Annotated in this window: 17 protein-coding genes; 10 read left to right on the top strand and 7 right to left on the bottom strand. The window is 67.1% G+C overall.

Features of this window, described 5'->3' with window-relative positions:
- Positions 1-13 precede the first annotated feature (13 nt).
- The 8 genes from HOP52_RS04890 (at position 14) to HOP52_RS04855 (ending at position 7,696) form a co-directional block, all read left to right on the top strand.
- A complete protein-coding gene (locus HOP52_RS04890; RefSeq protein WP_238976153.1) occupies positions 14-1,063 on the top strand; it encodes an ABC transporter permease in 1,050 nt (349 codons plus the stop codon).
- Complete coding sequence (locus tag HOP52_RS04885; RefSeq protein ID WP_238976152.1) at positions 1,060-2,016, top strand: ABC transporter permease; 957 nt, start codon at positions 1,060-1,062, stop codon at positions 2,014-2,016. Before HOP52_RS04890 ends, HOP52_RS04885 begins: the two co-directional genes overlap by 4 nt.
- Positions 2,017-2,026: 10 nt before the next feature.
- Positions 2,027-3,049, top strand: coding sequence for an ABC transporter ATP-binding protein (locus HOP52_RS04880; protein WP_238976150.1), 1,023 nt, complete (start codon positions 2,027-2,029; stop codon positions 3,047-3,049).
- On the top strand, positions 3,046-4,104 hold the full coding sequence (locus HOP52_RS04875) for an ABC transporter ATP-binding protein (RefSeq protein ID WP_238976148.1): 1,059 nt from the start codon (positions 3,046-3,048) through the stop codon (positions 4,102-4,104). Before HOP52_RS04880 ends, HOP52_RS04875 begins: the two co-directional genes overlap by 4 nt.
- Positions 4,105-4,182: 78 nt before the next feature.
- Positions 4,183-5,100 carry a LysR family transcriptional regulator gene (locus tag HOP52_RS04870; RefSeq protein WP_238976146.1) on the top strand — a complete coding sequence of 306 codons (918 nt, stop codon included), beginning with the start codon at positions 4,183-4,185 and terminating at the stop codon, positions 5,098-5,100.
- A gap of 31 nt (positions 5,101-5,131) precedes the next feature.
- Positions 5,132-6,442 (top strand): Xaa-Pro dipeptidase, encoded by a 1,311-nt coding sequence (gene pepQ, locus HOP52_RS04865; RefSeq protein ID WP_238976144.1) that lies wholly within the window; start codon positions 5,132-5,134, stop codon positions 6,440-6,442.
- 272 nt (positions 6,443-6,714) lie between these two features.
- Positions 6,715-7,278, top strand: a complete 564-nt coding sequence (locus HOP52_RS04860; RefSeq protein WP_238976142.1) for a hypothetical protein — start codon at positions 6,715-6,717, stop codon at positions 7,276-7,278.
- Between the two features lie 139 nt (positions 7,279-7,417).
- A complete protein-coding gene (locus HOP52_RS04855; RefSeq protein WP_238976141.1) occupies positions 7,418-7,696 on the top strand; it encodes a helix-turn-helix domain-containing protein in 279 nt (92 codons plus the stop codon).
- Between the two features lie 33 nt (positions 7,697-7,729).
- Here the strand turns inward: HOP52_RS04855 and msrA are convergent, their stop codons facing one another.
- The 6 genes from msrA to galU all read right to left on the bottom strand — a co-directional run bounded on the left by msrA (position 7,730) and on the right by galU (position 17,604).
- On the bottom strand, positions 7,730-8,344 hold the full coding sequence (msrA, locus tag HOP52_RS04850) for a peptide-methionine (S)-S-oxide reductase MsrA (protein ID WP_238976139.1): 615 nt from the start codon (positions 8,342-8,344) through the stop codon (positions 7,730-7,732).
- A 2-nt stretch (positions 8,345-8,346) separates the two neighbouring features.
- Complete coding sequence (gene tamB, locus HOP52_RS04845) at positions 8,347-12,366, bottom strand: autotransporter assembly complex protein TamB (RefSeq protein ID WP_309674561.1); 4,020 nt, start codon at positions 12,364-12,366, stop codon at positions 8,347-8,349.
- Positions 12,367-12,407: 41 nt separating this feature from the next.
- On the bottom strand, positions 12,408-14,225 hold the full coding sequence (tamA, locus tag HOP52_RS04840) for an autotransporter assembly complex protein TamA (RefSeq protein WP_238976138.1): 1,818 nt from the start codon (positions 14,223-14,225) through the stop codon (positions 12,408-12,410).
- 157 nt (positions 14,226-14,382) lie between these two features.
- A complete protein-coding gene (locus HOP52_RS04835; RefSeq protein WP_238976137.1) occupies positions 14,383-15,315 on the bottom strand; it encodes a coiled-coil domain-containing protein in 933 nt (310 codons plus the stop codon).
- A 79-nt stretch (positions 15,316-15,394) separates the two neighbouring features.
- Positions 15,395-16,708, bottom strand: a complete 1,314-nt coding sequence (locus HOP52_RS04830; protein WP_238976135.1) for a UDP binding domain-containing protein — start codon at positions 16,706-16,708, stop codon at positions 15,395-15,397.
- Between the two features lie 5 nt (positions 16,709-16,713).
- Positions 16,714-17,604 (bottom strand): UTP--glucose-1-phosphate uridylyltransferase GalU, encoded by an 891-nt coding sequence (gene galU / locus HOP52_RS04825; RefSeq protein WP_238976134.1) that lies wholly within the window; start codon positions 17,602-17,604, stop codon positions 16,714-16,716.
- 175 nt (positions 17,605-17,779) lie between these two features.
- Here galU and ubiG point away from each other — a divergent pair, with 175 nt between their 5' ends.
- Entirely contained in the window at positions 17,780-18,520 is a 741-nt protein-coding gene (gene ubiG, locus HOP52_RS04820) for a bifunctional 2-polyprenyl-6-hydroxyphenol methylase/3-demethylubiquinol 3-O-methyltransferase UbiG (protein ID WP_238976133.1), read from the top strand.
- The gene (locus HOP52_RS04815) at positions 18,520-19,173 is read left to right on the top strand and encodes an HAD-IA family hydrolase (protein ID WP_238976132.1); all 654 of its coding nucleotides are present in this window, start codon (positions 18,520-18,522) and stop codon (positions 19,171-19,173) included. Before ubiG ends, HOP52_RS04815 begins: the two co-directional genes overlap by 1 nt.
- Positions 19,174-19,218: 45 nt before the next feature.
- Here the strand turns inward: HOP52_RS04815 and HOP52_RS04810 are convergent, their stop codons facing one another.
- Positions 19,219-19,983 (bottom strand): YciK family oxidoreductase, encoded by a 765-nt coding sequence (locus tag HOP52_RS04810; RefSeq protein ID WP_238976131.1) that lies wholly within the window; start codon positions 19,981-19,983, stop codon positions 19,219-19,221.
- Between the last annotated feature and the right edge of the window lie 14 nt (positions 19,984-19,997).

Below are 19,997 nucleotides of genomic sequence, written 5' to 3'. Positions count from 1 at the left end.
ACAGGCAAACGCCATGATCGCCTTTCTGACCAAGCGGCTGATGCACGCCCTGCTGGTGATGTTCGTCATCAGCGTTATCGCCTTCGCCATCCAGGGCAACCTGGGCGACCCCATCCAACAGATGGTTGGCCAGTCGGTACCCGAGAGCGAGCGCGCCGCCCTGCGCGACCAGTTGGGGCTCAACGATCCCTTCCATGTCCAGTACCTGCGCTTTGCCGGCAACGCCCTGCAGGGCGATTTCGGCTACTCCTATTTCTACCGGGAGCCGGCCCTGGAGGTGATCGCACGCCATCTTCCGGCCACCTTGGAACTGGTGTTCGGGGCCAGCCTGCTGATCGTGCTGCTGTCCGTGCCCATCGGCGTGTTCAGCGCCATCAAGCCGCATGCTCTGCTGTCCCGCTTCTTCATGGGAGTCTCCATCGTGGGGATCTCGGTACCGGTGTTTCTTACCGCGATCATCCTGATCCAGATCTTCTCTATTGGTATCAGCGTCACACTTTTTCCGGGATCCACGGCCTGGGGCGCCTGGCTCAATGCTGCGCTGTCCACCCAAGGCCACATGCCCTCCTTTGGCCGCGGCTATGAGCTGGTGCATGTGATGGGCCACTGGGATACCAACCTGGCGAGCTTCGACGGGCTCAAGCACCTGGTGCTGCCCTCTATCGCACTGGCCTCGATCATGCTGCCGCTATTCATTCGCCTGATCCGCGCCGAGATGATGGAAGTGCTGCAGTCAGAGTACGTCAAGTTCGCGCGCGCCAAGGGCATCGCCCCGCGGCGGATCCACTTCTTGCATGCGCTGAAGAACACCATGCTGCCGGTGATCACCGTCGGTGGCGTGCAGATCGGCACCATGGTGGCTTACACCATTCTTACTGAGACCGTGTTCCAGTGGCCAGGCCTGGGGCTGATGTTCCTTGATGCCATCAACCGCGCCGATATTCCGCTGATCGTCGCTTACCTGATGATCGTTGGGGTCATCTTCGTGGTCACCAACACCCTGGTCGACCTGATCTATGGCCTCGTGAATCCCACCGTCAAACTGACAGGCAAGCCCGCATGAGCACCAATACCTCATCCCCTGCGGCGACTCCGGCCGTCGGTCGCTGGCAGAGGCTGCGCGACTCCTATTTGGCCTACAGCTTCAAGCGAGACTGGGGGGCCCAGCTGTGCCTGGCGATCCTGCTCGGCCTAATCAGCATGGCGTTGCTGGCGCCGTGGCTGGCGCCCACCGACCCTTACGACCTGGCCCAGATCGATATCCTCGATTCCGAGCTGCCGCCCTTCTGGGTCGACGGCAGTGACGCCCGCTATACCCTGGGTACCGATGCACAGGGCCGCGACCTCTGGTCGATCATCCTCTACGGCACTCGGGTATCTTTGTTGATCGGCTTCGGCGCCGTGCTGCTGCAGGCGCTGCTGGGGGTAGTCTTCGGCCTGATGGCGGGTTACCTAGGCGGTCGCGTCGACGCCTTTCTGATGCGTCTGGCCGACATCCAGCTCTCCTTCTCTACGCTGATGGTAGCCATCGTGGTCGGTGCCGTGGTCAAGGCCACTCTCGGCGGCGCTTTCTACAGCGACTATGCGGTGCTGATGTTGATCCTGATCATCGGCCTGGCTGAGTGGCCGCAGTACGCGCGCACCGTGCGCGCCTCGGTGTTGGGCGAGAAGCGCAAGGAGTATGTGGACGCCGCCAAGACCATGGGGCTCGGCAGCCGCCGGATCATGTTCCGCCACGTGCTGCCCAACACCCTGACGCCGATCTTCGTCATCTCCACGGTGCAGGTGGCCAACGCAATCATTTCTGAGGCCGCCCTCTCCTTCCTCGGCCTGGGCATGCCAGAGACCCACCCCTCCCTGGGCTCGCTTATCAAGGCCGGCTTCGACTACCTGCAGTCCGGTTCCTGGTGGATCACCCTGATCCCCGGCGCGGTGCTGGTAGTGCTGGTGCTATCGATCAACCTGCTTGGCGACTGGCTGCGTGACGTCATGAATCCCCGACTCTACAAGGGCTAAGGAGCGTAACATGGCACTACTCGAAGTCCGTGACCTGGATGTGCGCTTCGCCCTGCGTCATGGCGAGGTCCGCGCACTGCGCAATGTCAACTTCACACTCGACCGCGGCGAGCGGCTGGGTATCGTCGGCGAATCCGGCGCCGGCAAGTCAGTAGCGGCCTTCAGCCTGCTCAACCTGATCGCCAGGCCCGGCTTCATCGCGGGCGGCAGCATCCGTTTCGACGGCCAGGAACTCACTGGCCTCGGTGAGCGCGGCCTGCGCAAGATTCGCGGCAACCGCATCTCGATGATCTTTCAGGATCCGATGATGACCCTCAACCCGGTGCTCTCCATCGGCGAGCAGATGGTCGAGTGCCTCAAGGCCCATCGTCGTATCTCACGCCGGGAGGCTCGGGCCATCGCCCTGCACAAATTACAGCAGGTGCAGATCCCTTCGCCGGACACGCGCCTCGACCAGTACCCCCATGAACTCTCCGGAGGCATGCGGCAGCGGGTAATCATCGCCATCGCCCTGCTGCTCGACCCAGACATCATCATCGCCGATGAACCGACCACAGCGCTGGACGTGACCATTCAGGCCGAGATCATGGCGCTGCTGCGCGAGCTATGCGAGAAGCACAACGTCGGCCTGGTACTGATCACCCACGACCTGGGGGTGGTCAGCCAGGTCACCCAGCGCATGTTGGTGATGTATGCCGGTCGGGTCATCGAAGCCGGCCCCACCCGGGAGATCATCAACGACCCTCAGCACCCCTATACCCAGGGACTGATGAACGCTCTGCCGCAGATGGCCACGCCCGGAAGCCACCTCAACCAAATTCGCGGCAGCATGCCGTCGCTGGCTAACCTTCCCTCGGGCTGCGCCTTCCATCCTCGCTGCGACTTCATCGACCGCGCCGACGGCAGCCCGCGACCCGCCTGCACCGAGCGTATTCCGGCGTTCGTCGACTCTGGCAACTGCCGAGTGGCCTGCCACATGGTGGCAGAGATGCTGGCCCGAGAGGCCACGCCCATCAAGGAGAAAGTCCAATGACCACCATCGCCGAGCCCCTGGCCACGCCCGGCTACGACAGCGCGAGTGCCACACCGCTGCTGGAGATTTGCGGTCTGGAGAAACGTTTCGATCTCTCCGGTGACTTCCTGGAGCAGCTGCGCTTCAAGGGCGGCCGCCTGGTGCGCCACCAGGAGTTCGTGCATGCCATCAACGGCGTTGATCTGACTATCCAACGGGGCGAGGCACTCTGTGTGGTGGGCGAGTCCGGCTGCGGCAAGTCCACGGTGGCGCGCACCGTGATGGGACTGCTCTCGCCCAGCGCCGGCGAGATCCACTACGATGGGGCGCGCATCGATGCCCTCTCGCCTCGTGCCCTGCTGCCCTATCGCAAGCGCATGCAGATGATCTTCCAGAACCCCTATGCCTCGCTGAATCCGCGCATGACCATTCAGCAGACCCTGGAGGAGCCGATCCGCCTTCACCATCCCGACTGGGACCGGGAGCGGGTCGTCGCCAAGGTGCGCGAGGTGATGGCCTCGGTGGGCATCGACCCGGACTGGGGCGGGCGCTTCGGTCACGAGTTCTCCGGCGGCCAGCGCCAACGCATCGCCATTGCACGGGCGCTGGCCGTCGACCCGGAGTTCATCGTCGCCGACGAGCCGATCTCGGCGCTGGACGTCTCCATCCAGGCCCAGGTGCTCAACCTCTTGATGGATGCTCAGCAAGAGCGCCACCTCACCTATCTGTTCATCACTCATGACCTGGCGGTGGTGGAGCACTTCGGTACCCGGGTGGCGGTGATGTACCTGGGCACGGTGTGCGAAGTAGCACCAACCCGGACGCTGTTCGCCACCCCGCGTCACCCCTATACCCAGGCACTGCTGTCGGCGATCCCACGGCTGGAGGATGACCGCCCCCAGCCGATCCGACTAAGCGGCGAGGTGCCCACCCCCGTCGACTTGCCCTCGGGCTGCGTTTTCCATGGCCGCTGCCCTTACGCCGAACCTCGCTGCCGCCGGGAGGTACCCAAGCTAAGGCCCCAGGCCGACGGCAGTCAGGTGGCGTGCCATGCAGTGGAAGAGGATCGGCTATAGCCCTTTTCGCTATTGAATGGCATTATCCGCTGCTTTTCATAAAAATATCGACAATATATTCGGAAAAAGCGGTGACCCATGGAAATTCGTTGGCTAGAAGATTTCATCACCCTGGCCCGCACCCGGCACTTTTCACGGGCGGCAGACGAACGCCATGTCACCCAGCCGACCTTCTCCCGACGTATCAAGTTGCTCGAGGAGGAAATGGGGGCCGTGCTGATCAACCGGCAAAGCCTACCGCTGTCTCTGACTCCCGCCGGCGAGGAGTTTCTCGGTCTGTGCGAGCAGGTCACCCAGCGCGTCGTTGCCACCCGTGAGCGGCTCTCACGGCTGGCCGACACCCAGGCAAACCAGTTGCGCCTCGCCGCGCCGCAGAGCCTGCTGTCATGCTTTCTACCCGACTGGCGTGATTCACTAGCGCTCGAGCCGCCCCTTCAGCCGTACCTGCGGGCCACCGGCTGGCTGGTGGGTGACTATTTTCAGGCATTGAGTCACGGTGAATGCGATCTGGCACTATGCTACTGGCCACGCTTGGTCGAGCCGCCGTCGATAGATCGCCAAGGCTGTGAGCAGCGCTGGGTCAGCGAAGAATGCCTGGTGCCGGTCACGGTACCCAATGCCGACGGCACTCCCCGCTTCTGCCTGGAGACCTCACATCGCGATGCCCTGCCGCTGATTGCCTACCATCATCGCGGGCTGCTGCATGCCGCCATCGGCGCACACCTGGCCGGCTTGAACCGGGTACCGAAGTTCCACGTGCTCAGCGAAGGCATTCAGAGCAGCAACATCCGCGAGCTGGTAGGGCTAGGCTATGGACTGGGGTGGCTGCCGTTGCGAGTGGTGGCCCCTGCCCTCAGGGCCGGCGAATTAGTCGCCGCTGGCGATGCCCGTTGGCAAGTGCCCCTGGATATCCTGCTGTTCCGGCATCCGGAACATCGACACCCGGCGCTGGACGCCCTTTGGCAGCAGCTGCCGGAAACCCATCCGATTGCATGAGAGGCGTCACCTCGCCTTCTGGAGCCCCTTCATGACTCACTCGCTCGCCGATGCCCAGAGGCTGCATCTCGAACGCCTCGAGCGGGAGTACGCCTGTCTGCTCGACGCACTCGGCTATGATGGGGTGCTGCTGTATAGCGGCCACCCGCATCGCCATTTTGCCGACGACCAGGAGGCCAGCTTCGCCACCTACGGGCACTTCCTGCACTGGGTGCCGCTGGCCGGTGTGACGCGCAGCTGGCTGCTGCTGCGTGCCGGGCAACGCCCCGCGCTCTACTTCCATGCCCCCCGGGATTTCTGGCACCTGCCCCCGGCGCTGCCGGATGAGGCCTGGACCCAGCGCTTCGCCATCGAGCTTCGCCAGTCGGAGACGCCGCCGCCGCTGCCGGCCGGTCGCTTCGCCGTGCTCGGCGAGGTGGCCCCGGCCACGGCCGCGGCGCTGGGCGCCGAGCTCAATCCCGAACGGCTGACGGCGGCGCTGGACGAGCTGCGGGTCTGCAAGAGCGACTACGAGGTCGCCTGCCTGCGGGAGGCCAACCGGCGGGCCATGCAAGGACATCTGGCGGCCTGTGATGCCTTCCGCGGCGGCGCTGCCGAGCTCGACGTCCAGTTGGCCTACCTCAAGGCGTCACGCCAGCGGGAAAGCGACGTGCCCTACGGCAACATCGTCGGGATCAACGCCCATGGCGGTGTGCTGCACTACCAGCACTACGATCTCAAACCGCCCGATCGGCAGCACAGCCTGCTGGTCGATGCCGGCCACCGGGTGCGTGGCTACTGCGCCGATATTACCCGCACCTGGTCTGGCGCCGACGCCGACTCCTGCTTCCCTGCGCTGATCGATGGGGTCACGGCGCTGCAGCGGCGGTTGATTGCGGCGCTGCGCCCCGGCGTCAGCTATGTGGCGCTACATGAGCGAATGCACGACGAGCTGGGGGCGCTGCTCGCCGACCAGGGGGTGATACGCTGCTCGCCAGAGGCGGCGGTGGCCGCCGGCATCACCCGGGCCTTCTGTCCCCATGGGCTAGGCCACCTGCTGGGCCTGCAGGTACACGACGTCGCCGGGCGCTGTCGCGGTGACGGCAGCCCGCTGCCGCCGCCGCCCGAGCACCCTGCTCTGCGCCTGACCCGTGAGCTGGAGGCAGGCATGGTGGTCACCGTGGAACCGGGGCTCTACGTTATCCCCATGCTGCTGGATCCGCTACGTGATGCGCCCGTCGGGCGCGACATCGACTGGACGCAGGTCGAGCGCCTCGCCCCCCACGGCGGCATCCGCATCGAAGACAACGTGCTGATCACCGCACAGGGCGCCGACAACCTGACGCCAGGCGACGCGGGGTGAGCGATAGGCCGGGCGCCGGGGTCAGCCGATCGGACCGCGGACGCCGGTCCCCTTGAGGCCGCAGTCACCGCTCGGGTGGATGGGACTAAATATAAAGTGCCCAAAATAAGAGGGGGATTAACCCAGGTTAGCAGACGTCAGCGGCGCCTTTGACTAGCCTGTTTTCCAGGCATAGTCAAAGGCGCCCGTTAGGCGCCGACGGCATATGTGCCCTCATCCCGACGGCATATGTGCACCGCAAAAGTCCCGCAATACTAGAGGTGAGGCTCATCGTGAACATGTCACGTCTTCCCCCACTGGGCGCTCTTGCTTTCAGGCAAAAGAGCCAGCCGACAGGCGTCATCAGTCTTATTGAGGATATCCTAACCCGGGCCAATGAGCATGAGCACCAGGAATATCATCGCTATCGCAGGCTTTGCCTGCGCTTCTTGACCTACCACATTGGCATTAGCCAACTCATGCAGACCCTGGCCATTGAGAGCCAGCAGCGTATCCAGACGCTGATCGAGGTGTCAGCGTCCCTGCCGATCGAGCAGTCTCTGCTTCGCGATCCGTCCCTGCGCTCCGAACAGCGCCTGCAGGTCAACCCCCACTTCTTTATTTTCGATGATGAGGTGGCAGCGCAAGAGCTCAGCCGAGCGCTACTGGAGGAGTGGCGATCACGGCGCTTCTATGAGCGCCTGCAGGCCTATAATGCCATCCCCGGCCTGGATGCCTGGCTGAACGACTGCATTGGCCAGCGCCGGGCACAGTTCCAGATTCTCCAGGAAGCGCGAGACCAGCTTCCTGCTGCCCTCACGCTGCCCGCCCCGACTAGTCGAGACGAAACGCGATAAAACGCGATAGGTTCAAGCCGCCGGCGACGACCCGCTGGCGATCGCGCTCTTCGCCTGCATTAGCCGCCAGGAGGCCCTGCTCACCGAACGCATGCTCGTCACCCTCCATCGCAGCGCGCGTTCGCAGGTGCTGCATTTCATGGTCGAGACTTACCTTCGACTCGAGAAGCTGAAAACCGTCGACCTGGCGTCATTCGAGTTTCCCGTTTCCCAGCGGCTGCTGGGTCAGATTCTTGGCCTGTCGCCGGTGCATATCAATCGCACGCTCAAGGAGCTGGAGCAGGATCGCGTGCTCAAGAAGCACCGCAGCCACCTCGAGGTCTACGACCCGCCGCGGATGATCGAGGAGGCGGAGTTCGACGCCGAGTATCTGAACGATGAGTTGAGCGGACTGAAGGCACGCCTGGCGCGGCTTTAACCGCCAGAAGCCAGGCATTCCCCTCCGCCGTGCTCACCCAATCGGACAGCTGACCCCGGTTCCCTTGAGGCCGCAGTAGCCGCCCGGCTGCTTGTGCAGGTACTGCTGATGGTACTCCTCGGCGTAGTAAAAGGCCGTCAGCGGGGCGATCTCGGTGGTGATATCGCCCTTCCCCGCCCGGGTCAGCGAGCGCTGATAGGCCTCTCGACTGCGCTCGGCCTCGGCCAGCTGAGCGTCATCGGTCGTGTAGATCGCCGAGCGATACTGGCTGCCGATGTCGTTGCCCTGGCGCATGCCCTGGGTCGGGTCGTGAGCTTCCCAAAAGACCCGCAGCAGCTCGACCAGAGGTAGCGTGGCCGGGTCATAGACCACCTGCACCACTTCGGTATGGCCGGTCAGGCCGGTACAGGTCTCCTCGTAGGTGGGGTTGGGCGTGATGCCGCCGGCATAGCCGACGGCGGTCACGTAGACCCCGGGCAGCTGCCAGAACAGTCGCTCGGCGCCCCAGAAACAGCCGAGCCCCAGCACGATGACGGCATGCTCCGCCGGGAACGGCGGCAGCATCGAGCAACCGTTGACGGCATGCACACCCGAAAAGCTGAGCGGCGTATTGCGGCCCGGCAGGGCGCGGGAGGGATCGAGAATCATGGTCAATCTCCTGTGGAAGAGGCGTCGATCTGCGGCGGCTTACCCGGCAGGCTGAAGGTATAGACCAGATCGACGGCCTGGGCCGCCCCTGAGACCGCCTGCAGGTAGAGGTTTCGCCACAGCGTATAGCGCAGGGTGAGCTCGGCGATGGGCGAGAAGATCCCCACCCCGTAGCTCACCCGCAGGTCCTCGGTGATATAGCCGCTGACGACGATCTGTCTGTCGTCTCCGGCCCCGGCGGCCTCCAGCGCCAGGTCCGCGATGCCGAAGACCTCGCCGATGGCCCCCACCGCCCCGCCGGTCCGGCCCAGGGTCAGACCGATCAGCGCCGAGGTCAGGGCGCCGTCGGCGTCGCCGTCCCGTGGGGCGCGCCCGCGCAGCAGGTAGGAGAGCGCCCGCGCCTCGTCCATGGCGGGTTCGGAGAAGATCGCCAACCGCGGCTCGGCGGCGAAGCCGGAGACGCGCAGCCCGGCGATCACACCATCCTCGGTGACATCCGGATTGCGGATGGCCTCGAAGTCCAGCAGCGGCTGGTCGGGCGGGCCGCTGAAGAACAGCTGGCCCTGGCGGATCAGCAGGTCCTGGCCAAAGGCGCGGAAACGCCCGTCGACCAGGTTGACGTCACCGAACAGCTGAACCGGCCCGGCCTGCTGGCGCACCTCCAGGATGCCACGCAGCCCGGCCTGCAGGCCATAGGCCTCCAGCTGCATATCGGGGCCCAAGCGCAGATCGATACGCACGTCCATGGCCATGCCGGCCTCGCGCAGGGCGGCCGCGGCGGTTTCGTCCACCCCGGCATCTTCATCGAGGCCTTCCCGCTCCGCGGCGCGCCGTGCCCGCTCCTCATCGCGGCGGGTGATGATGATCTCGTCGGGGCTCGGGCTGACCGCGGCGGCCGGCACTTCGCCCACTTCGAGCCGCGCCCAGGGCACCTGCACTGCGCCGCGTACCTGCAGGCGGCTGGGGTCGATGCGCACGCGAATGTCCGGAGCGACGCGCAGCCGACCGAACTCCGGCATGGTCACCAGCAGCGGCTGACGCGTCCCGTCCAGGTCGATCGCCAGCCGCCAGTCATCCGGCGACGGCCAGGCGGCATCGCCGACGATCTCCAGGCGGCCATCATCGGTGACCAGGTGGCCATCGATATCGCCACGATCACCGGCCAGGCGTATACGAACTCGACCGTCCTGCACCATCAGCGGCAGGTCGAGGCCGCTGGCGCGCAGTCCCTCAAGCGTGATGCTGCCATCGAGCTGCGGTGCCTCGCGGCGACCGGTGATGTTCACGTCGCCGACCAGGCGCCCTTCCAGCTCATCCATGCCGGTGACCAGGGTGCGATAGCGCGACAGCTGAATATCGTCGAGGATCAGGCGCCCGTCCAGGCTGCCTCCCGTCAGGGGGTCATCCAGCCTCAGCGCCAGGCCGATGCGCCCCGCATCGTCCAGCTGCAGGCCCAGATCGAGATCGACCCTGGCCTGGCTGGCATCCACCTCCAGGGTCAGCCGGCTGTTCGGCAGCTGCCATGGCTGACCGTAGGCGTCGAGTCCCTGCAGAGAGAGCGTGGTCTCCAGATCTGCCCGGGCACCCCACTGGGCGCCGGCCTGGCGCCACTCGACCACCAGGGAGAGGAGTGTCTCGCCCTCGGCGGCCCAGTCCGGCGGCAGCCACTCCTCAAGGATCGTCATGGACAGGTCGCGCACCGAGAGCACCGCCCGCCCCTGGTCGGCGCTGGCTTCGAGAGTCTCGTCGAGACACACCCTTCCCCCCTGCTCACGGCGCAGGCAGAAGGGCTGCACCCGGGCACTGGCCGCGGCGATATTCACGTCGAAGGTCAGCGGGTCCACGAGGCGAATATCGCCGTTCTCGCTGTCCACCTCCAGCGGCGTCAGCTGTCCGGCATAGCGCTGACGATCCTCGCTGAGCCCCCCCTCCACCGCCAGGACCGCCCGCGACAGCGGCATGCCCCGCCCGGCGATCGCCTCCAGCGTCAGGCGATGGGCGGAGAGCCGTCCGTCCAGGTTCAGGCTGACCTCGCTGAAGCGCTGGCCGCCGGCATTGAGGCGCTCGATGGCCAGGCTCAGGTCGAGATCCGGATCATCGATCCCGCTGACCCGGCCCGAGAGCCGCAGGCTGTCGAGGCGATTTTCGGCAAAGGCAAGGCCGTCACCACTCAGCTCGAAGTCGAGCTGCGGCGCCTCCAGGCTGCCAGAGGCGGTGAAGCGGCCTGCCAAGGTGCCGCCGAGCTCATCGTGGAGGCTGGCCAGGGCCGGCAGGTCGAACTCGCCGCCGAGGTCCAGCTGTGTGTCGGAGACGCGACCGCTGGCGGTCAGCCGATTGGCGCCCTGGCGAAAATCCAGCTCGTCGATGGTCCAGCGCATCTCGCTGTCCCCCGCCAGCCGGGCCTGCAGCGACAGCGGCAGCGACTGCAGCTCACCGCCGATGGCCAGCCGCGGCACCTGCAGCCGCCAGCCCTGGGCCGACTGAACGAAGTCCAGCTCGATATCGCCGCTGAGCCGCCCCTGGACGGCCTCGGTGAAGGCGCCGGGGTCGAGGTTATCGAGTCGCAGCACGGCCTCGACATCGAGGCCCTCGGCCCAGCCGACGCGACCGCGGCTGACCACCGAGGCACGCCCCAGGGTGAGCGACAGCGGCGTCCAGGCGAAGTGTTGAAGATCACCGCTGCCCGAGAGGGCCACCCGGGTGAGCGGTACCTCCGGTCCTTCCACGCGCATCGACAACGCGGCGCGGTAGGCCAGCAGACTGCCTTCCAGTTGGAGAGTCAGGTCCTCGATCACATAGGGGTCCCCGACGGGCGGCGGCGCCTGGTCATCCGTTTCGTCGCCAACGGTGCCCTCGTGGGGTGGCAGCGGCCACTGCAGGAGCTCGCTCTTGAACGCGGCGCTGAACGGCAGGGTCGGGTCCAGGGCGTCCAAGTGCGCCGTCAGGCGGGCGTTGACGGGGCCCCAGGTCTGGAGATCAACGTCCAGCCCCCCCAGACTGCCGTCCAGGCGCAGGTCAAGCCGCTTACCGGCCAGCTCCGGCATGATCTCGGGCAGCCACAGCGAGGCCTCCAGCCGCGCCTCGAGGGGATAGTCATCGCGCAGCTCGACCCGCGCCGAGAGCCGGGCATCGGTATCCTGGGTGGCCAGTTCCAGGGGCGCAATCTCGACCACCTGGCCGCGGGCCTCGAGGCTCAGCGACAGGCGTTGGATGGCGTAGTCCAGGGGGCCTGACAGCGCGGCATCCTCGACGATCAGCTCCGGCACCCGCAGCCGCAGCGGTAGCTCGATTTCGGGGAGTGAAAGGCGTTCTCGATCCTCCAGCGGCCGGGCGGCCAGGTCCTGCAGTTCCGCCGCGGCCACCGCCGGAAGCGGCGACTGCACGGCGATGGCGGCATCGATCGCCTCCGCCGTCAGCCGTGGCCCGTCGTGTTCGGCCTCGCTCAGGGCCAGCCGCACGCCGGCGGACAGCGGCAGTTGCACGCGCAGGCCCCCGAGCCGCGTCGGCAGCAGGGTCAGCGTCGACGCCTCGGCCTCGGCACCGGTGGTGAATTCCTCAAAGGTGACGCGTGTGCCATCGGCCAGCTGCAGGTCGACATCGATCAGCGACAGCGCGCGGATCGACAGGGGAAATGGCAGGCGAATTTCGTCCAACGGTTCGCCCACCGCCGGCGCCTCGGCCTCCACGTCGGCATCGCCGGCCCCCAGGCGAATGCGCGCGCCCTCCACGGCCAGCCGCTCGATGCACAGCTGCCCTCTCAGCAGGCAGTCGTCCGCCCAGGCCAGTTCCAGTCGCTGGAGACGCACCCGGGCCGGGCCGGCCTCGAGCTTGAAATCATGCAAAACCAGCCGGTCCAGCGGAGCCCCCTCGGCATCGGCCAGTTCATAGAAGCCGCGCTTGGCGCCCTCCTCCAGCAGCAGCCCGCTGCCCCAGGGCGACAGGGCCAGGCCGAGCACCAGCAACACCAGACCCAGGCACCACAGCGGCACCGCAACCAACAGCCACAGCAGGGCCCTCAACAAGGCCCAGCTGCGCGGGAAACGTACACAGGGAAAGCGAGTTCTCAGAACTCCGGTCCAATGGCGAAATGAAGGCGCCACGCATTCTCCTCGTCGTCGAAGGGGTGAGCCACGTCGAAGCGAATCGGGCCGACCGGCGATATCCAGCGAACGCCTAGCCCGGCCCCGGTGTTGAGTGAATCGGGCGCCCAGTCATCGAAGGCGTCGCCGGTATCGACGAAGGCCGCGCCCCACCAGTCGCCGGTCACCCGCCGCTGGATTTCGGCGCTGGCGGTCAGCAGTTGCTGGCCGCCGCGCAGACGCCCCTCCTCGTTGCGCGGCGCCAGGCTCTCGTAGGCGTAGCCGCGCACGCTGCGATCCCCGCCGGTGAAAAAACGCAGCGAAGGAGGAACCTTGGAAAAGTCGTCGGTCTCGATCGCCCCCAGCCCGAGGCGCGTGACGAAACGCTGGTTGTCGCCCAGCATGCGGATCCACTCGGTATCCCCGGTCATGCGCAGGAAATCGGCATCGGAGCCCCACACTGAGTCGGAATACTCGAAGGCGATACGCTGGCGATCACCCCAAGTGGGAAAGCGCGGGTCGCGGGTGCGGGTGCGCGACCAGCTGACGCCGGGATAGTAGATCAGGACGCTGTCGGCCTCACCCCCCTGGGTGAAGTCCTCGAAGGTGGCCCGCACGAACACCGTCTGGACCCAGCGGTTGTCGAACTCCCAGCGTCGGGCCAGTTCCACGCTGCTTTCGAGGGTTCGCGTATCGCCTGTGTCGCGATGCCGCAGGCCGTACTGGGCCCGGTACTGGTCGCGCAGCGGGTTGTCCAGCGGCATCAGGTAGGTGCCGGTCAGCTGCTGCTCCGGCTGGGAGACGAAGAGGTCATGATCGAGACTGTGGCCGTAGCGGTTGATCCACGGCTGATCCCAGCCGAAGCGCAGCCGCGGCCCCACATCGGTAGCGTAGCCGACGCCGACCTCGAACTGGTGGCGATCGGCCGGGGTGACCACCACGTCGATCGGCATTTCGGGCCGCTCCGGGGCCCGCAGCGTCGCCACCGTCGTCAGGGCATCGGGGGTCAATCGCGATACGCTGATCTCAGGAGTGGCATCGGCCGCCGCCTCGCCGGCGGCGTCCACCTCGTTCCACCAGCCCAGACGCGGCGGCGGCAGGGCGAGCTCCCGGCGCACGTCGAGTCGTGGGCGCACGCTGACCGAGCCGAACCATCCGACCTGCCCCAGGCGCTGGTTGTAGAGGGCGACATCCCCGGCCAGGTAGGGGTCGCCGGGGGTGAAGGGCGCCATGCGCCGCAGCCGCTCCTCGACGATATGGCTGCCGCGTATGGCCACTTGACCGAAGCGATAGCGGGCACCGCTGTCCAGGGCGAGGTAGAGCCGGGCGCTCTCGTCGAAGGGGCGCACCTCCATGCGCCGGTCGGTGAAGCGCCAGTCGAAGTAGCCGCGCTCCAGCGACAGGGCGGCGAGGCGATTGCGCAGTCGGTCCCAGGGGGCGTGGCTCAGCGGGTCGCCCAGCGCCAGGGGGAAGTCATCCACGGCCTGGCGAAAAGGGGGATCCCGGGCGGCGTCGCCGTCGAGGCGGATATCCAGCACCTCGATGCGCACCTGGGGGCCCGGCTCGATGGTCAGCGTGACGCGACGCGGTGGGTCGCGATCGTCCAACTGATGCTCTATCTCAGGCTCGTAGTAGCCATAGACCCGCATCGCCTCGCGGGTGCGCCGCCGGATCTCGCTCTCCAGCCGAGCTCGTCCGTACTGCTCGGCCTCCAGGCCGCTCAGGTAGTGGCGCACATTGTCGGCCACATCGCCTTCGATCCCGTGAATCCGGGCATCGAGGGCCCACGCAGCGTGAGTCATGCCAAGACACAAGGCCGCTGCCACCAGGCGTGGTATCACGCGTCTTCCCATATCAACGGCTTCCTGACCGACTCCCGTTGCCTGGCGACGACTCCATCCACCAGGCGACTCTGCTTCGTCGAAGGCGGTCCAGGGATGGCCGACTCCGGAGACGAAGCTACTGACGCAGGGCCTCCAGCCCCGCGCTGAGGGCGAGCTGCGACTGTCGCAGTTCACGCAGCTCGCCCTCCATGGCCGTCAGCCGCCCCTGCAGGGCGACGACTGCCTCTTGCTCATCTTCATGACTGGCCGCCTGGGCTTCAAGTTCATCGGCCAGGGCACGATACTCTGCCGACAGCGCCTCGAGGCGCTCCTCCTGCTCGCCCTGGCGCCGTTCGACGAGTGCCTGAAGCCAAGCCATTTCCTCCGCCAGTGCCTCGCGAGCCTGCCGCCCTTGCGCCAGGTCGTCGGCCAGCGGATCGAGACGGGACTGCCACGCCTCTCTTTCGGCGGCCAGGGCTTCATTCAGCGCTTCCAGCTCGGCCTCCAGCCGCTGGGTACGCCGCTCGCCGGCCTCGTCCAGGGTCTCCAACCGCGTTGCCAGCGCCTCGCGCCCCTGCTCACCGACGCGCTCCAGGGCATCCAGCGACACCTGCAGGGCGCCCAGCATGGCATCGCGGGTCGCCGCCTGGTCGGCGAGCTCCTCCTGGCGCTCGGACAGCGCTTCGATCCAGGAAAGGTCTCCGACGGCCGAGCGCTGCAGCTCGAGCTCCAGCCCGGTGGTACGCGCGGCGATGGAGTCGCTGCGCTCCTCCAGGGCACCGAGCCTTGCCATCACCCCCTCCAGGCGCGCCCCCCTTTCCTCTTCCACATCGAAGCGCGCATGCACGTTGGACATCTCGCCGGCCAGCCGCTCCCACTGGGTGTCCAGCCGCTGGCTCTCCTGCCAGCCGAGCCAGCCCAGTGCGCCCACCGCGGCCAGCAGCAGCAGGAGAAGAACGTACAGTGGCCAGAGGCGCGGGGCCGGCGGCCGCGCCCGGTGCAGGCGTGACACGCTGGCATCCGGGTCCGGCACGATCGGGCGCCGCTCGGGCGGTCGCGCTTCGGACATGGCTAACTCCTTGTCTCCATGGGCAGGCAGGCGCCTGCCCATTGTAGGCGGCCCGCCCTACTGGACGCACGCCATCGTCTCAACGCCGCACACACCGCTCGGCGGCATCGGCCCGACGCCCGATGCCGCGATAGGTCAGCCCCCAGCTGGCCACGTGGTTCGGGTCGTAGATGTTGCGGCCATCGAGCAGCAGCCGCTCACGCAGCTGCCCGGCCAGGCGCGCCCAGTCCGGATTCCAGTAGTGCTTCCATTCGGTGACAAGCATCAGCGCATCGGCTCCCTCGCAGGCGGCATAGGGGTCGCCGTCGAACAGCTCCAGCAACGGGTGGTCGCCGAGCGCATCCCGCAGCGCCGCCGTGGCGGCCGGATCGTGCAGCCGTACGCGTACGCCCTGGGCCCACAGCGCCCGCAGCAGGGTCAATACCGGCGCATGGTCGATGCGCGCGGAGCCAGGCTTGAAGGCCGCTCCCCAGATCGCCAGGGTGCGGCCCTCGAGGCGTCCCTGGAAATGCGCCCAAAGTTTGCGAAACAGGGTCTCCTTCTTCTGCTCGTTGATGTCGAGCACCTGCTCGAGCAGCGCCGAATGACGGCCGCTGGCCTCCTGGACATCGGCCAGGCGCATCAGGTCCCGGGAAAAGTGGGGACCGCCGAAGCCGCAGCCCGGGTAGAGGTATTCGTAGCCGATTCGCGAGTCGGCCCCCATGCCCTGACGCACGTACTCGACGTCGACACCGAGGGTGTCTGCCAGGCCGGCGATCTCGTTCATATAACTGATGCGCGTGGCCAGCATGCCGATGGTGGCCAGCTTGGTCAGCTCGGCGGCGCGACGCGGCATACGCTGAAAGGCGTCGCGTCGCCGGTTGAAGGCGCGCAGCAGCTCGCGCACCTGGGCCTCGGCCCAACCGTCGTCGCAGCCCAACAGCCAGCGCGAGGGGCGCGTGAAGGTCTGCCAGGCGCGCCCCTCCTCGAGCATGTCGACCAGCGTCACGGCGCGCGACTCGACGCCGTTCAGGCTCGCCTCGAGCCGCTCGGTCTCACCGACCGGGAACGTCGAGTTGTTAACCAGCACCAGTGGCTGGTTGGCTGCGATAGCCGCCGACGCCACCAGCTCACCGGCCTCGGTGCGCTGCTCCGGCGAGAGGGCCAGCCATACGATATCGACCCGCCCCGCTTCGCGCCGATCACCGCTGCCGTCCACGGTCAACGTGCCCTGTTCGCGCCCCTCCGCCAGTCGAGCCAGCAGCTCGGGCTCGCGCTGCAGCCAGTCGGCCTCGGCCAGCGTCGACCAGGGCATGCTGGCATGGGGCACCCAGTGCACCCGATGCCCCACCCAGGACAGCGCCGCGGCCGCCGTGGCCGCCGCCAGCTCACTGCCGTGAATTACCACATGCATGGCGTTTACTCCCTCCGGCCGTAGCGGTCGATCAGCGCGCGCACCTCCTCCCCGAGGCGAGGGTGACGGCAGCCATAGGCCAGGATGGCCTCCAGATAGCCGAGCGGATGGCCGCAGTCGTAGGTCTTGCCCCGCATACGCCAGGCATCGACGCCGTCGCGGCGGCGCAGCGTCTCGATGGCATCGGTGAGCTGGATTTCGTTACCCGCCCCCGGCGGCGTCTCGGCCAGCAACGGGAAGATATCGCCCGGCAGTACGTAGCGGCCGATCACCGCCAGGTTGGAGGGCGCCTGGTCACGGGGCGGTTTCTCCACCACGCCTGACAAGGGGCAGCCCGCGCCGGGACCGGGTACCGGACCCTCCGGGGCCACGATGCCGTAGCGATCGACGCGCTCCCAGGGCACCTCCTCGACCATTAGCTGGGCACGACCGCTGGACGCATAGGCCTCGAGCATGCAGGCCAGATCGTTGGCGGCGCCCGCCTCGCCGGCGACCAGTACATCGGGCAGCAGCACGGCAAAGGGCTCGCTGTCACCCACCACCGGGCGCGCGCAGAGCACCGCGTGGCCAAGACCCAGCGGCTGTGGCTGCCGCACGCTGATGATATTGACATCATTGGGCACGATAGCGCTCAGTTCATCGAGCAGTGCCTGCTTGCCCTTGGCCTTGAGGCTGGCCTCGAGTTCATGGTTCGCGTCGAAGTGGTTTTCGATGGCGCTCTTGCTGGCATGGGTTACCAGCACGATATCGCGAATGCCGGCGGCCACCGCCTCTTCCACCACGTACTGGATGACGGGGCGGTCGACGATGGTGATCATCTCCTTGGGGATCGCCTTCGATGCCGGCAGGCAGCGGGTGCCGAAGCCGGCCACGGGGAGAACGGCCTTGCGAATCATGATGCCTTCCTTGTCAGGGTAAACGGCGGTTGGCCGCTGTCGCCGGGTGCATGATGCTCGGGCAAGGAAATGCGCAGGCATGGGAAAGCGGCGGCGGCTGCAGGTAGAATGGGTCCATGATACCGAAGGCGCCGGTCGATGCCACGTGCGCCGCCCTCTTATACGGAGAGATCAGATGAGTGCACCCCTCCAGGACGGTGTATCCCCCCACCGCCACAACGTCGACCAGGCCGAGGTAGCCAAGTTCGAGGCGCTGGCCAGCCGCTGGTGGGACCCGCAGAGCGAGTTCAAGCCCCTCCACGACATCAACCCGCTGCGCCTGGATTTCATCGACGCCCGCTGTGGTCTGGCCGGCCGGAAGGTGATCGACGTCGGCTGCGGCGGCGGCATTCTCGCCGAGGCCATGGCCCACCGTGGCGCCCGGGTGACCGGCATCGACATGGGCGAGGCGCCGCTGGGCGTGGCGCGCCTGCACGCCCAGGAGAGCGGCGTGGCGGTGGAGTACCGGCAAGCCAGCGCCGAGGAGATGGCCGATGCCCATCCCGGGGAGTACGACGTGGTCACCTGCATGGAGATGCTTGAGCATGTCCCCGATCCCGGCTCGGTGATTCGCGCCTGCGCGACCCTGGTCAAGCCCGGCGGCCACGTCTTCTTCTCTACCCTCAATCGCAATCCCAAGGCCTATGCCCTGGCAATCCTCGGCGCCGAGTACCTGCTCAACATGCTGCCCCGGGGCACCCACGACTACCGCAAGTTCATTCGCCCCTCGGAGCTGGCCGGCTGGTGCCGCGAAGCGGATCTGGCGGTACGCGAGCAGAGCGGCCTGGTCTACAACCCCGTGACCCGCCACTACCGGCTCTCGGATCGCGATGTCTCGGTCAACTACCTGATGCACTGCCGCCGGGAGTTGGTGTGATGCAGCGCCCCCAGGCCCTGCTGTTCGACCTGGACGGCACCTTGGTCGACACCGCCCCCGACCTGGCGCGGGCCACCAATGCGCTGCGTGCCCACCACGGCCTGGCGCCCCTGCCCTATCCGGTGATCCGTGCCCAGGTCTCCAACGGCGGCAGCGCCCTGGTGGCGCTGGCCCTGGGCCTGGAGACCGGCCACCCGGCCCATGCCGATGCCCGGCAGTTCCTGCTCGACGCCTATGGGCGGGCCGTGGCGGCCGAGAGCCGGGTGTTCGCGCCACTGGAGCCGCTGTTGAGCTACTGGGAGGCGCAGAAGAGGCCCTGGGGCATTGTCACCAACAAGCCGCGCGCCTACGCCGCACCGCTGGTCGAGGCGTTGGGCATGACCCCCGGCGCCCTGCTCTGCGCCGACGACCTGCCGGTCAAGAAGCCGGCCCCTGAGCCGCTGTGGGCCGCGGCTCGACGGCTGGGCGTGGCGGCCGAGTCATGCTGGTACATCGGCGATCATTTACGCGACATGCAGGCGGCCCGCGCCGCCGGGATGGCCGCCATCGCGGTTGGCTACGGCTATATCGAGGAGGGCGACGACTATCGTGGCTGGCCGGCCGACCGCTGGTTCGATACCGGCGAGGCGCTGGTAGCAGCGCTGATGGACTGACGGCCTCGCCCCGTTGCCGCAGCAACGGGGCAGGCGTGGGCGCGATCAACCCTGGCGGGGCGGCTGGGCATCGAAGCGCTCGCCGTTGTGGCCACGGCTGTCCGGCCCCATCAGCCACAGGTAGGTGGGCATGATCGCCTCCGGCGTCGGCAGGCTCTCCGGGTCTTCGCCGGGATAGGCATTGGCCCGCATGCGCGTGCGGGTCGCGCCGGGATTGAGGCTGTTGACGCGAATCATGCCGCGGTGCTCCACCTCGTCGGCGAGCACCTCCATGAAACCTTCGGTGGCGAACTTGGAGACCGCATAGGCCCCCCAGTAGGCGCGCCCCTTGCGCCCGACGCTGGACGAAGTGAACACCACCGAGGCGTCCTTCGACGCTTCCAGCAGCGGCAACAGGGCCTGGGTCATCCACACGGGCCCGTTGATATTGACCTGCATCACCTGCTCCCATAGCTCGGGGCTGTACTGCTCGAAGGGGGTGATCTTCCCCAGCAGGCCGGCATTGTGCAGGATGCCGTCGAGACGCCCGAACTCCTTGTCCAGGGTCTCGGCCATGTCATGGTAGTCCTTGAGCGTTGCCCCCTCGAAATTTAGCGGGACGATGGCCGGCTGTGGCCCGCCGGCCGCCTCGATCTCGTCGTAGACCTTATCCAGCTTGCTGGTGGTGCGTCCCAGCAGAATCACGGTGGCACCATGGCGGGCAAAGCTCAGGGCCGCTGCCCGGCCGATCCCGTCACCGGCGCCGGTGACCAGAATGATGCGGTCCTTCAGCAGATCGGCCGGTGCCTGGTAGTCGATCTTGCAGCTCATGGCGGCTCCTTGGT

Origin of the sequence: Billgrantia campisalis (assembly GCF_022341425.1) — a bacterium.
In the GTDB taxonomy this organism is placed as follows: domain Bacteria; phylum Pseudomonadota; class Gammaproteobacteria; order Pseudomonadales; family Halomonadaceae; genus Halomonas; species Halomonas campisalis.
The sequence above is the reverse complement of the archived record's forward strand: the minus strand, read 5'-3'. Positions and strand labels throughout refer to the sequence as shown.

Coding starts and splice junctions, on each gene's coding strand:
- galU (WP_238976134.1), bottom strand. CDS start 17,604: ATGATTCGCAAGGCCGTTCTCCCCGTGGCCGGCTTCGGCACCCGCTGC.
- HOP52_RS04880 (WP_238976150.1), top strand. CDS start 2,027: ATGGCACTACTCGAAGTCCGTGACCTGGATGTGCGCTTCGCCCTGCGT.
- pepQ (WP_238976144.1), top strand. CDS start 5,132: ATGACTCACTCGCTCGCCGATGCCCAGAGGCTGCATCTCGAACGCCTC.
- HOP52_RS04810 (WP_238976131.1), bottom strand. CDS start 19,983: ATGAGCTGCAAGATCGACTACCAGGCACCGGCCGATCTGCTGAAGGAC.
- HOP52_RS04830 (WP_238976135.1), bottom strand. CDS start 16,708: ATGCATGTGGTAATTCACGGCAGTGAGCTGGCGGCGGCCACGGCGGCC.
- HOP52_RS04870 (WP_238976146.1), top strand. CDS start 4,183: ATGGAAATTCGTTGGCTAGAAGATTTCATCACCCTGGCCCGCACCCGG.
- HOP52_RS04890 (WP_238976153.1), top strand. CDS start 14: ATGATCGCCTTTCTGACCAAGCGGCTGATGCACGCCCTGCTGGTGATG.
- HOP52_RS04835 (WP_238976137.1), bottom strand. CDS start 15,315: ATGTCCGAAGCGCGACCGCCCGAGCGGCGCCCGATCGTGCCGGACCCG.
- msrA (WP_238976139.1), bottom strand. CDS start 8,344: ATGATTCTCGATCCCTCCCGCGCCCTGCCGGGCCGCAATACGCCGCTC.
- tamA (WP_238976138.1), bottom strand. CDS start 14,225: ATGACTCACGCTGCGTGGGCCCTCGATGCCCGGATTCACGGGATCGAA.
- HOP52_RS04855 (WP_238976141.1), top strand. CDS start 7,418: ATGGTCGAGACTTACCTTCGACTCGAGAAGCTGAAAACCGTCGACCTG.
- HOP52_RS04885 (WP_238976152.1), top strand. CDS start 1,060: ATGAGCACCAATACCTCATCCCCTGCGGCGACTCCGGCCGTCGGTCGC.
- ubiG (WP_238976133.1), top strand. CDS start 17,780: ATGAGTGCACCCCTCCAGGACGGTGTATCCCCCCACCGCCACAACGTC.
- HOP52_RS04875 (WP_238976148.1), top strand. CDS start 3,046: ATGACCACCATCGCCGAGCCCCTGGCCACGCCCGGCTACGACAGCGCG.
- HOP52_RS04815 (WP_238976132.1), top strand. CDS start 18,520: ATGCAGCGCCCCCAGGCCCTGCTGTTCGACCTGGACGGCACCTTGGTC.